Here is a 14,603-nt window from a genome sequence, read left to right as displayed (position 1 = left end):
TGAAATCAGAAGTAGACATATAGTCTCCACGACCACTAACAGACAAACGTTTATTATTTCTTTTGTAATACATAACGAGCACCATCCTTTGTACAAGGATATAGTACCTGTTATATTGACGATATCGATGTCTATTTAGTGCATGGAGTCGTTAGATGGGTACTCACATTAAACATTATAGGAATGTATTCTTCATCTTTACCCTAAGCTTAGGCGTAGCCGGAGCTGCCCGATCTACATTACTATCAAGAATCATCAGTGCCCTTATTATCCTGATCCTTTTAAAACAGCCCAAACAAGATTTATATATTGATTCCTATTTAAGTATCCGACCAGAAATTGAAACAATCACAAAAATATTAAAAACAGGTATTCCAACCGGCATTGAAAATGGTATGTTTCAATTTGGAAAACTCGTCATTCAATCCACTGTATCCACAATGGGATCAACCGCCATTGCCGCCCAAGTCATGGTGGCCATGCTAGAAAGTTTTGCATGTCAAGCAAGCATCGGTATTGGACTTGGTATGATGACTGTCGTAGGAAAATGTGTAGGTGCTAAAGAATACGAACAAGCGAAACACTATACAATCTTACTCACAAAATATGCATGGATAGCCTGCATTATATGTTGTGCAATAATCATGTTTCCAATTCAACAAATCACTAGTCTTGCTAGAATGGAGCCAGAAAGTGCCAAACTAGCCATTTGGTTAACACGCATTGTCTTCACATACAAAATGATATTCTGGACACCCTCATTCTTACCAGGCTATGGCCTAAGAGCTGCTGGTGATGTCAAATTTAGTATGATCACATCCACTCTATCTATGTGGATCTGCAGAGTTGTAGTCACAATCTTTTTAGTCCATCAATTCCATATGGGCCCATTAGCTGTATGGATTGGTATGGGATCTGATTGAACAGTACGCTCATTTATTTTCTTAGCTCGTTTTAAATCAAATAAGTGGCTAGAACATAAGGTCATCTATCACAAAAAGAGTAGTTCACGCTACTCCTTTAAAAATCTAATTGTTCACAAACAGAAGCATAAATATCTTGTTGCGTTAAAAGAGTGTCAATCAAATAATTTCTTTCAAAATCATATTCATCTGAATCATCATTTCTTTTGATAATGGTTCATTCACTGTTTTTAACATATAATCAAACAACCGAAAATGATTTTGTGTTTCGAGTGCATCATCTGAATCCATTGTTAAATCGTTCGTTTCAAATATTCTTATTGTTTGATCCTTTGACAATTTAGAGTCTTCAATTTTATTAGGATGATACGCAAAGTTGATTTGTGTCCACACATACAAATTCGAATGTGAAATCAACTCGTTTTTAATATTAGTCATACTTTCTTAAATATTTGTCCCATAAAATACTGTAGCTGTATCTTCCACCAAGGCCAATCATGATAGACATCATAACCCCAGAAATCACACCAAGCCTTGATTTGTTGATCATATAGAATGGTGCTGATTTGTCTTAATGATTCAACGCATTCTTGTTCCCAATTGCCTTGTCCTACACAAAAGATCAATTTGGATTGTCTATACAATTCCATATAGGGATGATCTAAAGCCATATTTTTCATGTAGGCACATGGATTATTATGGTACGTATTTTCATCATGATAATCTCCATAGAATATTTCTGTATCATAAATGCCAGATAAGGCTAATAAGGCATCGAATTGATTTGGGAAACGGAAAATTAAATTAGCGGCATGCGTTGCACCTAGACTTGCCCCTGCAACCATCCACTTATCATGATTGTTCATCTTTTCTTGTACACTAGGAATTAATTCTGAAAGAATATATTCAAACCAAAGTTCATGTTTCAACATACGCACCTTTGTATTATAAGGATAAGACCAAGTTTCTGTATCCAAAGTATCACACGTTACGATCGTTAATTGATTGGCTTCAATCCATTTAGAAACTTCATGAATCATACCACGATCTTCCCATTCAAAAAAACGTCCATTTTGGCTTGGAATAGCTAGACACAACTTACCGCCTTGGCCATAGATTTTATATTCCATTTCACGATCCAAACAATTTGAATACTCTTTTATATATTGCACTTGCATGGTGTTACCCCTTTCATAAAAATTTTGTTTTATTATAGCACATTTTATTGAGTTTTAAGGTTTCTTGCTTTATAATTGTACTGTTTTTGACAGGAAAGTGAGTGACAGTATGTCCAATAAAGAAAAAATTCTTAACATTGCCGTTATCGCCCACGTTGATGCCGGTAAAAGTACGTTAGTAGATGCGTTTTTAAGACAGAGTGATGTTTTCCGTGACAACGAAGAAGTTGTTAACTGTATCATGGACTCAAACGATCTAGAACGTGAACGTGGAATTACTATTTATTCTAAAAACTGTTCCGTTATTCATAACGGTGTAAAAATTAATATTGTAGATACGCCAGGTCACGCCGACTTCTCAAGTGAAGTTGAACGTATTATCCGTACCGTAGATACAGTTATCTTATTAGTTGATGCGAGTGAAGGTCCAATGCCTCAGACTCGTTTCGTATTATCAAAAGCTTTGGAAATTGGTTTAAAACCTATTCTATTGATCAACAAGATCGATAAGAAAGACCAAAGAGCTGAAGAAGTTGTCGATGAAGTTTACGAATTGTTCTTAGACTTAAATGCCAACGACGAACAATTAGACTTCCCTATCCTTTATGGTGTAGCTAGAGAAGGACGTGTTCAATATGACCTTAAAACACCTAGCGACAACATCGACCCATTATTCGATACAATCTTAAAACATTGTGATGTATATCCAGATATGGATGAAGAACCTCTTCAAATGCAAGTATCTGCCTTGGCATACGATGAATACATTGGTCGTTTAGGAATTGGACGTTTATATTCAGGTGTTTTAAAACAAGGTCAACAATATATTCGTTGTAACCAATCTGGATTGAATGCCAAAGAAAGCTTATCTAAATTATTCGTATACAAAGGATTATCTAGAACAAGCGTTCCAGAAGCACATTCAGGAGATATCGTTGTTATTGCGGGTATGCCAGATATTAGTATTGGTGATACAATCTGTACAGCTGATCATGTTGAACCAATGGAACACATTGAAATTGAAGAACCAACTCTATCAATGAACTTCCATGTTAACTCAAGTCCATTTGCCGGACAAAGTGGTAAGTATGTGACAAGTCGTAACTTAAAAGAAAGACTTGAAAAAGAACTAGAAGTAAACGTTGGATTAAAGGTTGAACCAACCGATTCAGCCGATTGCTTCAAAGTAAGTGGTCGTGGTGAATTGCATATTTCTGTATTGATTGAAAATATGCGTCGAGAAGGTTATGAACTAGCTGTTTCTAAGCCAGAGGTTATCCTACACAAAGACGAAAATGGACACAAAGTAGAACCAATCGAAGAAGTTGTATGTTTAGCTCCAGAAGAATATTCAGGAACAATCATCAACAAATTAAATCTTCGTAAGGGTGTTATGCAAGATATGTCTGAAGAAAATGGATATGTTAAGATCGTGTATACAGCACCTACTCGTGGTTTATTAGGTTTCCGTTCAGAATTTATCAATGATACACACGGTGAAGGTACATTAGTACGTCGTATTAGTGGTTATGAACCATATAAAGGAGAAATCGCACAACGTATGGAAGGTGCTATGATTTCAACTGAAACTGGTGAAGCTATGACTTACGCCCTATGGAACCTTCAAGAACGTGGTCAATTATTCATTTCTCCACAAACACCTGTTTATGAAGGTATGATCATTGGTCAAAGTTCTAAAAACATCGATTTGGATGTTAACCCATTAAAGAACAAGAAATTAACAGCCATCCGTTCAAGTGGTCGTGATGAAGCTATGCTATTAACACCACCAAAAATCTTCTCACTAGAAGAAGCATTAGAATGGATCAACGATGATGAATTAGTAGAAGTTACACCAGATGCGATTCGTATCCGTAAAAAAGGTTTAACGGCTCTAGATCGTCGTAACTTGTATCGTCAAAAGATGAATGCTCAATAAGGCTTGGATAATTCCAAGTCTTTTTATTCAGCCCACTCTATTGCTTATTTTATGATAATAAACATGTACGAAATATGTATTAGGGTGAATGGCACGTGTACTATAGGTAGGCCTCTACGCCTACCCATTTCTTTTTATATGGAATACGAAAAAGGTAGGTACACAACACCTACCAAGTTACGTGGGCTCATCACCCTAATACTTATCTATTACCAGCTTCCGCCGCCTCCGCCACCGGCGCCTCCACCAGAGAAGCCACCAAAGCTAGAGCCCATGCTATCGGCTGTACTTTTCATTTGTTCTGTTTGATAATCCATTAAATTCTCATGAATCGGTTCATACATATTTCTTGTCAACATTCTGTAATAGAAATAAGAAGAGTATGGATCTGAATAATAAGAATCATACCAATCTGGTTGTGCCAAAGGAATCGTACTAAATTTCTTTGTCCACATTTCAGATAATCCAAATACCATCGCATATGGAATGACATCATAATAATAAGATGGATTTTCTAAAGATAATCTTTCCAATTGTGGTACTTCTGCCTTTTCAACAAAGTCTTTAAAACCTAATAGTTCAGGAGCTACACTTTTAAAGTATTCACTCACCACATTAAATTTAGAAATCAAAAGTATTGGTAGTGAAACAACCACAATGCCTATCATCATAAATTCAAATGGTACAATACTTAGAATCGAATCGCATTGTCTATAAATAAAGTATGCTAGAATCAAAATAAACGCAATACTTAATACTTTCTTTAATACAACTAGTTTATTCTTGTTAAATACATTTGTTGCTGCTGCAGAATAATTTAAAACCATCATAAGCACAAAGCTAAATGTCGCAAAAATGGTTTCAATCAAATTATCTACAATACTATATCGAGTATTGAATAAGATACATACAATCATACAAATCGTGGCTAGAATAATCGTCGCAAAGCCATGATCAATTGTTGATAAATTCTTATCTCCACTAAATTCATCATTCAAAGCTTCTTTGGCATCATCCATAGCCTTACCAAACTTACTTGATAATTTTGATAATTTCACACTATTTTTAGTTTTAAACAATCCGTTATAAATCTTCTTTTGATGCTTTAAAATCGGTGGTTCATGATTCTCTACCTTTGTAAGTACTAAATCATCCTCTTTTTCAGAAATGGTTAAATATCCCTTACTAGCCCAATATGGAATCAATGCCACTAAATCTTCTTGATCCACGGACTCATCTACAATCGTTCCAACCATAGCTGGATCCATATCTTTTAGTGGATAGAAATTCACAATTGGTGTAATATGAGTTTTCTTTAATAAGAATGCACGAATCAAACTATATAAGCCAAATAGAATAGCTAACCCTAAAAAGACAAATGGAGTCTTTGAAGTTGTTTGTTTGGCACCTACAAAATAGTTCTTTCTTAACTTACCAAAGATGGTAATGGCTTGTTTTACACCAATATCATAGGCATCTCCACTAATAGAATTCGAAGTAATGATTGGAGTTACATTTAAATCATTCGATTGATTTCCTAGACTTCCACTAAAGACTTTAATATTAGACATCTCATCTTCTGTCAAAGCCTTCTCAAATTGAATATCAAAATTAAAATGAGAAATGGTTGTATCCCAATTGTTTCCAAGTACAGAATAATAAATAAAATCTAAATCTGAATGATAATCTTCTGGAATCACAATCTTGTATGTCAACGTATAGGTGTGGGGGCCAATGATTGTATAGTCTGCACTTCCAATTTGAATCACACGATTCCCAGAATCACTATCTACATCATACTCATCATTTAATACGTTGATATCTTTAATTTTTAACTTATACTTTTCATCACGATTGATATACATCGTTTCTGGAATATTACGATAAATACCATGACGATAACTTGAAAAGTTCACATCAATCACTTCTTTAACATCAATTGTATTATCCGAATTGTATGTGGCATTCACCGTATAATTATCAATTGTATATCCTCCATCATCAGCATATATGTCGATACATCCAAAGCAAAGTACAAATGCGAATAAGAAGGCAAAGACCTTCTTAAAATTTAACTTGAACATTTTCTCTTTCCGAAGCATTGGCCACTTCAAACATTGTTTTCTTTTCGAAATGGAATAAAGATGCCACAATATTTGTCGGAACACTCATGATCACATCATTATATTCACGAACTAAAGCATTATAGTATTTACGAGAATTTGCGATATCCTCCTCGACCTTCTTCAATTGGTTTTGAAGATCCATAAAATTTGTGTTGGCCTTTAAATCCGGATATTGTTCTGCCACCGCAAAAATACCCTGAATCGCATTTGTGATCTTATTTTCACTATCCATAACATCCTTTGATGTTTTTGCCATATTTCTTTGTGCAATCACTGAACTCAATGTATCCGCCTCATGTTTCGCATATCCCTTCACTGTTTCTACTAAGTTAGGAATCAAATCAAAACGCTTCTTCAAATACACGTCCATTGTAGAAAAACCTTCATCTACCTTATTTGATAAACGAACAAGTTTATTGTAGCTAGACATTAAGAATAGTACTAATAAAACTAAAACAACAATAACAATAACTAGAATCATAATTAAATCCTCCTAGATTGATTATACTCTATTTTTGATAAAATGAGAAATATAGAAAGGAATCGTCTTTATGTACAAAACTATTTTAAAATGGATCTTACCCATTCTTATTTGTTTATCAAGTTTTTATATGGTTGCACAAAAAACATCAACACCCGAATTTCATGAGCAATCCATTCAATATTTAGACGAAAAAAGAAATACGGTCATGACACTAGCCGTATCGAGTGCTGCCATCTCTACATCCATTACCATTTTACCAGGAGATACAGGAACTCCCATTGCGAATGACTTAGCGGATTTAAGTTCAAAATTCTTATGAGTTCTAGGAGCCATCTATTTAGAAAAATACGCTTTGACACTCACATGCATGGTCATCTTTAAATACATCATTCCAATACTTTGTTTGGCATGGCTAGTCAACAACGTCATAAAATGGGATTAGTTAAGAATTGTATGTATTAAGATTGGCATTATGGCAGTAGCGACGTGCCTAATCATGCCTTGTAGTGTAAAATTATCTAAAACAATTAAAGCCACCTATGAAACAAGTATTCAAGAAACGATTAATAACGCGAACAACATCCAGAAAAATATACCAGGATAAAGAAAATAAAAACTTCTTTGGAAAAGCAGCTGAAGCATTTTCTTCAACAGCACAAAAATATACGAAGACGTTTAACAAGTCATTAAACAATTTCATGGAAGCTACAGCCATCATGATCGTAACATCTTGTGTTATACCCATCCTTGTAATTCTATTCTTCTTATGGTTTATCCAAACCATCAGTGGCATGACAATCAACACAAAATGACTAACAACATTCAATCCTGTTTCTAAAGTACAAAAACAATTATTAAGTCCAAAAGAATAATGAATTTGGCATCTTCGGATGCCATTTTTTTAATGGAAAACAAAAAAAGTAGAAGCACATGACTTCTACTTCACACTCATATATATTACCAGTCTGTCGCAATATCTAATTGAGTATCTGAATTTTGCGTAAAACTTCCAGTATCACAGACGATTCCTTTTCCTAATGAAGTTTCTACAATTGTACCTCTAGGATATTTATTTAAATCGGCCGCAACAATAATATAATCCCCCAACATTTTCGCACCATCTTCACGAACCCAATATGCATCATTATTTCCCATACCACGCATAATGTCGACTACTCCTGACATATTTAAATTATAGTATGTTTCTTTACCACTAGGTCCATAATAAATACCACCAGAGGCAGTAAGTGCATTCACATTACTAATGTATTGTGAAAGTGATGGTTGCGAGTAAACGATTTGTGTAACAGCATTGTAGTTATTTTGAATGAACTGCATATCATTCAATAAATCTGGCTGTTCCATACTCATTTCTTCAACGCTCTTCGACTCTTCTTGTTTCTTGCTAGATTCTTCCTCGATATTTTGAATCTGTTCTTCGAATTTCTCTTTTAATTCTTCAGTTCCATTTTTTGTATCAACACGCATTAAGATATTTTCATCTGTGCCATTTGACTTGGCATAGACCTTACTTTCTTCCCCAATAACTGATGATGTTGTTAGTAATGTTAATGTAAGTGTCGACATCAATAAACCTGAAACTAACCCTTTTCTTAATAAACTACTCTCTAAATTTTCTTCTTTTATAAAGTTCAAAACACCCTCCAATCTTCCCCTTAAACCTCATAAAATACGAGGCAAATGTTGTCAAATAATTGAAAACAACAATTAATACTATACACAATTCTAAAAAAAATGCAAATTTTGACCTAAAAAAAGGCCGTTTCATGCCAAATGTGGCGAGAACGACCCAATTTTTTAAAATTTAATGTAGAAAATAATCATACAATAATCGTAACTCCAACTTTCCATATCTGATTCAAAAAGTGCAAATTCAACGTTGCCAAACGATTATGCTTATCATACTTCACAATATAATCATCCATATTCTTTAGTGGACCTTGAGTCACATGAATCTTTTTATTCACTAATTTACCATACGACATTCTTAGAACCTTTTCATCATCCAACAACATGTTCAAAATACGAATCTCCTCATCCGTTAAAGCTGAAACTTCCTCTTCATATTTCAATTCATGAATAAAAACACTCTGCAAAGGAAACTTTCTAAAAATGCGATCCACTTCTACCTGTGACAATTTACTCACCACAAATACATAGCCACCGAATAAAGTTCGCAATTGGATCTGTTTAGAAACCCTATGATAAAACTCCATCTTAGGACTAAACGCAAAAATACCCTCGTTTTCATTCAAGTATTTACATACTTCCTCTTCCTTAGAACGTATGGTCAATAATACATACCAATGTTCATCCAAATTCATACATAAAACCCTTTCATTTCATATACTAAAAGTATAAAGTGGTTAGTTAGCTATGTCAAATCGATTAAACCGGTAAATCAATTTCTGGTTCTTCTTCAAAAGTCGGTAAGTTCTCTAAATCTAATTCTTCAAATCTTTCATAATCAAAATAAGGTTCATCGATGAACGGATTCCAATTCATACAATAACTATATACATAATCCTTTTGTTTGTCTGTTAAACCACTTAGTAGTTCATCAATCGCTTCTTCCTCACGCAACCCAAACAACCACTGTAAATCAAACGCACTATTCCCTGCATCTACCCACCAATGAAGTCTCTCCTTCTCTTTCTTTGTGAGTTTATTTTCCTTTAAAAATTTTCTTAATTCATTCTTACGAATTCTATATTTACTTTTACTCTTCTTTTTCATAAACAAAAAATAAGGGATATGCACATGGCATACCCTAATATCTTTTATAAACTTTTTAATTCTTCTGTGATCGCATTGATTGCTTCATCAACCTTAGAAGCATCCTTACCACCGGCTTGAGCCATATCTGGCTTTCCACCACCATTACCAGAACAGATTTGAGCCGCTTTCTTAACCAATTGACCGGCATGTACACCAGCCTTAACAGCCTCTTTACCTGCACCAGACACAAAGACAGCCTTTTCACCATTTGTATTCACAAAGAATACAACCATCTTGTCATCACTAGCCTTTAAGTTAGAAACAATATCCTTCAATGCACCTGCATCCATTCCAGAAACAGACTTGATCAATACATTGACTTTTCCAAAATCTTTAGCTTCAGTAGCCCACTCTTTAGACTTCAAAGTAAAGATTTGGTTTTTCAAGTTATCGATTTCCTTCTGCATATCACGCATAGTCTTATATGCAGCTTCAACCTTTGTATCAATATTCTTAATACCCTTTTGTTTAGCACTATCCGCAATATTCTCTAACATATTGTGTTCTTGTGCAAAATCTTGGTAAGCCGCAAACTTAGTCTTAGCCGTAATACGACGAGAATCCGAACCAATACTTTCCTCACTAATGATCTTACATAGACCAATCTGAGCTGTGTTTTCTACATGACATCCAGCACAGAATTCCTTAGACACATCACCCATTGTTACAACACGAACTGTATCTCCATACTTTTCATCAAATAATGCAGTGGCACCAGATCTCTTAGCCTCTTCAATAGGCATTACTTCTTTCGTTACTGGATATGCCGCACTAATATATTCATTCACAATACGTTCTACTTCAGCCAATTGTTCAGCCGTAACCTTTTCATAATGATTGAAGTCAAAACGTAAATATTCAGGACAATTATAAGAGCCAGCCTGGTGAATATGATCACCCAATACCTTAACTAAAGCCGACTGCAACAAGTGCGTACAAGAGTGGTTCGCTGTAGTTGCCAAACGATCTTTGACATTCACTTCACCATATAAAGACATACCTTTTTCTAATACACCACTATTGATTTTAACTGTGTGAATATGCTGTTTATTACGAGTCTTTTGAACATCCAATACTTCTACTTCTACACCATCAGCCGTAAACACTCCCTTATCGGCAACCTGTCCACCACTTTCTGCATAGAAACAAGTTTCATCTAAAATGATCATACCTTCATCTTCTAAAGAATCAACCATCTTACCCTCTGCATTAAATAACGCAATGATCTTACCATCACAAGATAAGTGATCATAACCAATAAATTCACTAGGCTCATTGAAGTTCATCAATTCTTCATTTTGAGACGCAAAAGAATCCTTTACATTACGCGCATTACGAGCACGCTCTTTTTGTTTATTCATCTCTGCATCAAACTCATCACGACTTACACTGATTCCACTTTCCTCGGCAATTTCTTGCGTCAATTCAAATGGGAATCCATATGTATCATATAATTTGAAGACAACTTCACCACTAAGCTTTCCATCCTTAGCCTTACTGATCTCTTCATCCAATAAAGCCTGACCAACCTTTAAAGTCTTCTTGAAAGTTTCTTCTTCAACCTTAATCAATTTTTGATTGAACACTACATGCTCTTGTAAGTATGGATAAAAATCCTTCATTAAATCTGCAACAACAGGAACTAATTTATATAAGAATGGTTCATCCAAACCTAATTTTAAACCATAACGAACAGCACGACGAAGTACACGACGAAGCACATAACCACGACCACTATTTGAGAAGTTAGCACCATCACTCAACGCAAAAGTAACTGTACGAACGTGGTCCGCAATAACACGGTAAGCCATCTTATATTCACCTTCATAAGGATGTTTCGCCATAGCTTCTGTTGCACGAATAATAGGTAAGAATAAATCCGTATCAAAGTTTGTTTCTCCATCCTGAACTAAGGCAACCAAACGCTCAAGACCCATACCTGTATCAATGTTCTTCTGAGGAAGTTCCTTATAATCTTTACGATCTATACTTGGATCACAATCATATTGAGAGAATACGACATTCCATACTTCTACATAACGATCATTTTCCATTTCATCAAAGAATAATTTTTCTCCCAATCCCTCAGGATCATATTTTTCTCCACGATCAAAGAAAATTTCACTGTCAGGTCCACCAGGTCCCTTACCAATTTCCCAGAAGTTATCATCTGTCTTTAAAATATGACTAGGGTCTACGCCACAAATTGTAGTCCATACTTCATAAGCACGCGCATCATCTGTATATACAGACACATACAATCTGTCCTTATCAATCCCCATCCATTCTTCGCTTGTTAAAAATTCCCATGCAAACTGAATTGCCTCATCTTTGAAATAATCTCCAATTGAGAAGTTTCCTAACATTTCAAAGAATGTGTGGTGACGAGCTGTACGACCCACATTTTCAATATCATTCGTACGAATTGATTTCTGCGCATTCGCAATACGATTTGAAGCCGGTTTTTCACTACCATCAAAATATTTTTTCAAAGCCGCAACACCCGCATTGATCCATAATAACGTTGGGTCATTGTGCGGAATCAAACTTGCGCCCGGCTCAATCATATGCCCTTTAGATTTAAAATAATCCAAGAACATCTGACGAATCTGATTACCAGTTAATTGTTTCATCTTTTCTCCTCCAATAAAAAAACGCTCCTATTTCTAGGAACGTATAATTACGCGGTACCATCCTAGTTCATTTTTCAAAATTGAAAAATGCCCTCAATTCACTCGTTAACGCCGACTACGTTTCAACTCCAAAGTAGCTTCAAATTAAAAGACTCGAAGAGCTTTCACCAAACGCCCTCTCTCTATGCACAAGAACTTTTAATCCTACTTATCTTCTTCACTGTCGAATCGATAAAATTTTAACACTCTTTCCATATTTCTGCAAGACGAATCACACCATCTAACATCAATTCTTTACTCATACACGCAAAAGACAATCCTACATGCCCATTCGAAATACTAATTGCGACACTATTCGATTCACACAAATCCCTAAAGCGTGATATATCCACATCTAAATTTAACCAATACGCCATATACGTCTCATCCAAAATATACGAACAACCCATATGTGCATCAATCAATTTTTTTAAATACAAATGCTTCTCCTTATACTCACGAACAAGCTTTCTTAAATGTTTCTGCAAATACCCATCCACAATATATTGCGTAAAAGCCACCTGCTCAATTTTACTCGTCGTTGGACCAAAATAAGAAGCACTATACTTATGCATATACTCCTCATTTAAAATCATATACCCAATACGAAGACTCGGTAATAATAGTCTTGAAAACGAAGAAAAATAAATCACATTCTTACTTTTCGAACACAACGAAGTCTTGATTTTAGAAGCATACACAAGCTCCCCATTATAATCATCCTCAAGAATCAAAACATTCTCTAAAGAAACGAATTCTTCACGAACCCTTTCACTCATAGACTGCCTATCAGGCGTAAAACAAGTCGTATTCACATAGACGACATCCACATTCAACCTTTTAATATCCCTCACAATAGAATTTGGATTTAAATATTCAACATGAAAACCATACGACAAAAACACCTGTTTAGCCTGATCATCCACCAAAGTCGATAAACCAACCACCTTATTCTTATCTAACATCCCACAAAATATATACAACAAAGACTGATAGTTTGAACCAATCACCATCTGCTCTGGAAAACACAAAATATTCCGATTCTGATACACATACTTACATAGAGCCTGTCTTAATCCATACTCACCCTGTGCTAGACCATAACTTGACATCAAACGTTTATCATTCAAAACACCCTTCATATATCTTTTCCAAATCGTCGTTTCAAACGAATCAAAAGAAACCGACTGAATCCGAAAATCATAATCATACGATTTTTCTTTGTGACTCGAACTATAATCCAATATCTCCTGATGCAGTAAGATACGCTCCGAATTCATACTCACCACATAACCCACTTTTTCCTTACTCGAAATAAACCCATCCAACACCAACTTATTATATGCATTTTCCACCGTAGTTTTAGACACATTCATCTTCTTTACACATTCACGAATCGAATCCACACGATCCCCATATTTTAAGATTCCAGAAAGAATGGATTCCTTATACAAATCATAAATCACCTGATATTTCTTCATACAACTGTCCCCTATTTATTTTTTATAATTGTATATTTTTTTATATACAGAAACAAGTATAATAGTCACTAAGTTACAGAAAGAAGGAAAGATTATGAAAAACAAACAAACATATGAAATCGTACTAACCGGACTAGGTATGGCACTCGTATTTGTCGCAACCATGTTCATCAAAATACCAAACACATTAGACGGATACTTCAATCTAGGAGACGGATTCATCCTATTATTCGCAAGCTTTTTAAATCCATTTGAAAGCTTCTTGATTGGAGGCTTAGGAAGCGCACTAGCCGATGTAGCCGGAGGATACGGACACTACTTCTTCTTTACCATAATCATCAAAGGACTAGAAGGAATCGTAGTATCCCTACCTATGAAAAACTACTCTAAACCGAAACAAATCTCAAGCTACGTATTAGGATCTGTCATTATGGTATTTGGATACTTTATTGCCAAATACATATTAAAAGGAAGCTGGATCGTAGCCGCAAGTGAAATTCCAGCCAACGTAGTCCAAGGAGCTGCAGGTATTGTGATTGCACTTATTGTATATCCAATGGTAAAGAAAATCGTACAAGATAAATTAAATAGGGTAGAGGGATAAAATAAAATTGTCGTCCCTCCCGTTGAACCATACGTACGGGTCTCGTATACGGCTCTACATTTATATCGTAATCACAAACTCTTAAGATAGTAATCTAGGGGATGGACTAATCCAGGTCTATCTCCTGTTTTATTGCCTAGAACAGTTGGTGATAATATGAAGTTCACTACATCTAGTCCACTTCTTCTATACCATCCTAATCTTGAATTAGCACATTTAAAGATATCTTCATGGTTAAATCTACATTTACCTGAATTATTCATGAAAATATAAAAATCCGTAGAATGTTCCTAATTTAAAGGAAATCTACGAATTTTTCTTATCACCCATTGGGTGAACTTTTCATATAAGAAAAGCTCCTCTATAATATAGGCGTCAAAACCAAAAAAAGGAGCCA

14 protein-coding genes and 1 other annotated feature are annotated in these 14,603 nt (G+C 35.1%); of the genes, 5 read left to right on the top strand and 9 right to left on the bottom strand.

Going from position 1 to position 14,603, the window contains the following annotated elements; all coding sequences use genetic code 11:
- The first annotated feature begins 155 nt into the window (after positions 1–155).
- Positions 156–923 carry an MATE family efflux transporter gene (locus H8911_RS10300; RefSeq protein WP_186999594.1) on the top strand — a complete coding sequence of 256 codons (768 nt, stop codon included), beginning with the start codon at positions 156–158 and terminating at the stop codon, positions 921–923.
- A gap of 159 nt (positions 924–1,082) precedes the next feature.
- On the opposite strand, the gene H8911_RS10295 is transcribed toward H8911_RS10300, so the two are convergent.
- Together H8911_RS10295 and H8911_RS10290 are read right to left on the bottom strand one after the other, a co-directional pair.
- Complete coding sequence (locus H8911_RS10295; RefSeq protein ID WP_186999593.1) at positions 1,083–1,361, bottom strand: Fic family protein; 279 nt, start codon at positions 1,359–1,361, stop codon at positions 1,083–1,085.
- On the bottom strand, positions 1,358–2,101 hold the full coding sequence (locus tag H8911_RS10290) for an esterase family protein (protein ID WP_117925143.1): 744 nt from the start codon (positions 2,099–2,101) through the stop codon (positions 1,358–1,360). The genes H8911_RS10295 and H8911_RS10290 overlap by 4 nt, the downstream gene beginning before the upstream one ends.
- Before the next feature lie 109 nt (positions 2,102–2,210).
- On the opposite strand from H8911_RS10290, the gene typA reads away from it, so the two are divergent.
- Positions 2,211–4,040, top strand: a complete 1,830-nt coding sequence (gene typA / locus H8911_RS10285) for a translational GTPase TypA (RefSeq protein WP_117570795.1) — start codon at positions 2,211–2,213, stop codon at positions 4,038–4,040.
- A 209-nt stretch (positions 4,041–4,249) separates the two neighbouring features.
- Here typA and H8911_RS10280 read toward each other — a convergent pair whose 3' ends face one another.
- On the bottom strand, positions 4,250–6,124 hold the full coding sequence (locus H8911_RS10280; protein ID WP_186999592.1) for a DUF2207 domain-containing protein: 1,875 nt from the start codon (positions 6,122–6,124) through the stop codon (positions 4,250–4,252).
- Positions 6,105–6,647, bottom strand: a complete 543-nt coding sequence (locus H8911_RS10275) for a LemA family protein (RefSeq protein ID WP_186999591.1) — start codon at positions 6,645–6,647, stop codon at positions 6,105–6,107. Before H8911_RS10275 ends, H8911_RS10280 begins: the two co-directional genes overlap by 20 nt.
- Before the next feature lie 70 nt (positions 6,648–6,717).
- On the opposite strand from H8911_RS10275, the gene H8911_RS10270 reads away from it, so the two are divergent.
- Both H8911_RS10270 and H8911_RS10265 read left to right on the top strand, forming a co-directional pair.
- Complete coding sequence (locus H8911_RS10270; protein WP_186999590.1) at positions 6,718–6,969, top strand: hypothetical protein; 252 nt, start codon at positions 6,718–6,720, stop codon at positions 6,967–6,969.
- A gap of 220 nt (positions 6,970–7,189) precedes the next feature.
- Entirely contained in the window at positions 7,190–7,462 is a 273-nt protein-coding gene (locus H8911_RS10265) for a hypothetical protein (RefSeq protein ID WP_186999589.1), read from the top strand.
- A 145-nt stretch (positions 7,463–7,607) separates the two neighbouring features.
- Here the strand turns inward: H8911_RS10265 and H8911_RS10260 are convergent, their stop codons facing one another.
- The 5 genes from H8911_RS10260 to H8911_RS10240 form a co-directional block, all read right to left on the bottom strand.
- Positions 7,608–8,306 (bottom strand): hypothetical protein, encoded by a 699-nt coding sequence (locus tag H8911_RS10260; protein ID WP_117925131.1) that lies wholly within the window; start codon positions 8,304–8,306, stop codon positions 7,608–7,610.
- A 185-nt stretch (positions 8,307–8,491) separates the two neighbouring features.
- The gene (locus H8911_RS10255) at positions 8,492–8,995 is read right to left on the bottom strand and encodes a transcription termination/antitermination NusG family protein (RefSeq protein WP_117925129.1); all 504 of its coding nucleotides are present in this window, start codon (positions 8,993–8,995) and stop codon (positions 8,492–8,494) included.
- Between the two features lie 64 nt (positions 8,996–9,059).
- On the bottom strand, positions 9,060–9,407 hold the full coding sequence (locus H8911_RS10250; RefSeq protein WP_186999588.1) for a hypothetical protein: 348 nt from the start codon (positions 9,405–9,407) through the stop codon (positions 9,060–9,062).
- A gap of 44 nt (positions 9,408–9,451) precedes the next feature.
- Positions 9,452–12,082, bottom strand: a complete 2,631-nt coding sequence (gene alaS, locus H8911_RS10245) for an alanine--tRNA ligase (RefSeq protein WP_186999587.1) — start codon at positions 12,080–12,082, stop codon at positions 9,452–9,454.
- Between the two features lie 32 nt (positions 12,083–12,114).
- Positions 12,115–12,312: a binding site (T-box leader), on the bottom strand.
- Positions 12,313–12,321: 9 nt separating this feature from the next.
- Positions 12,322–13,602, bottom strand: coding sequence for an aminotransferase-like domain-containing protein (locus H8911_RS10240; protein ID WP_186999586.1), 1,281 nt, complete (start codon positions 13,600–13,602; stop codon positions 12,322–12,324).
- A 94-nt stretch (positions 13,603–13,696) separates the two neighbouring features.
- Here H8911_RS10240 and H8911_RS10235 point away from each other — a divergent pair, with 94 nt between their 5' ends.
- A complete protein-coding gene (locus H8911_RS10235; protein ID WP_117925121.1) occupies positions 13,697–14,206 on the top strand; it encodes an ECF transporter S component in 510 nt (169 codons plus the stop codon).
- Positions 14,207–14,603 lie beyond the last annotated feature (397 nt).

It is taken from the genome of Holdemanella hominis (assembly GCF_014306155.1).
GTDB lineage: Bacteria > Bacillota_I > Bacilli_A > Erysipelotrichales > Erysipelotrichaceae > Holdemanella > Holdemanella hominis.
This window is presented reverse-complemented; position numbering and strand designations above follow the sequence as displayed.

Excerpts from the sequence above, each read along its gene's own strand:
- H8911_RS10300 (WP_186999594.1), top strand. The coding sequence starts at position 156 with ATGGGTACTCACATTAAACATTATAGGAATGTATTCTTCATCTTTACC.
- H8911_RS10295 (WP_186999593.1), bottom strand. The coding sequence starts at position 1,361 with ATGACTAATATTAAAAACGAGTTGATTTCACATTCGAATTTGTATGTG.
- H8911_RS10290 (WP_117925143.1), bottom strand. The coding sequence starts at position 2,101 with ATGCAAGTGCAATATATAAAAGAGTATTCAAATTGTTTGGATCGTGAA.
- typA (WP_117570795.1), top strand. The coding sequence starts at position 2,211 with ATGTCCAATAAAGAAAAAATTCTTAACATTGCCGTTATCGCCCACGTT.
- H8911_RS10280 (WP_186999592.1), bottom strand. The coding sequence starts at position 6,124 with ATGTTCAAGTTAAATTTTAAGAAGGTCTTTGCCTTCTTATTCGCATTT.
- H8911_RS10275 (WP_186999591.1), bottom strand. The coding sequence starts at position 6,647 with ATGATTCTAGTTATTGTTATTGTTGTTTTAGTTTTATTAGTACTATTC.
- H8911_RS10270 (WP_186999590.1), top strand. The coding sequence starts at position 6,718 with ATGTACAAAACTATTTTAAAATGGATCTTACCCATTCTTATTTGTTTA.
- H8911_RS10265 (WP_186999589.1), top strand. The coding sequence starts at position 7,190 with ATGAAACAAGTATTCAAGAAACGATTAATAACGCGAACAACATCCAGA.
- H8911_RS10255 (WP_117925129.1), bottom strand. The coding sequence starts at position 8,995 with ATGAATTTGGATGAACATTGGTATGTATTATTGACCATACGTTCTAAG.
- H8911_RS10250 (WP_186999588.1), bottom strand. The coding sequence starts at position 9,407 with ATGAAAAAGAAGAGTAAAAGTAAATATAGAATTCGTAAGAATGAATTA.
- alaS (WP_186999587.1), bottom strand. The coding sequence starts at position 12,082 with ATGAAACAATTAACTGGTAATCAGATTCGTCAGATGTTCTTGGATTAT.
- H8911_RS10240 (WP_186999586.1), bottom strand. The coding sequence starts at position 13,602 with ATGAAGAAATATCAGGTGATTTATGATTTGTATAAGGAATCCATTCTT.
- H8911_RS10235 (WP_117925121.1), top strand. The coding sequence starts at position 13,697 with ATGAAAAACAAACAAACATATGAAATCGTACTAACCGGACTAGGTATG.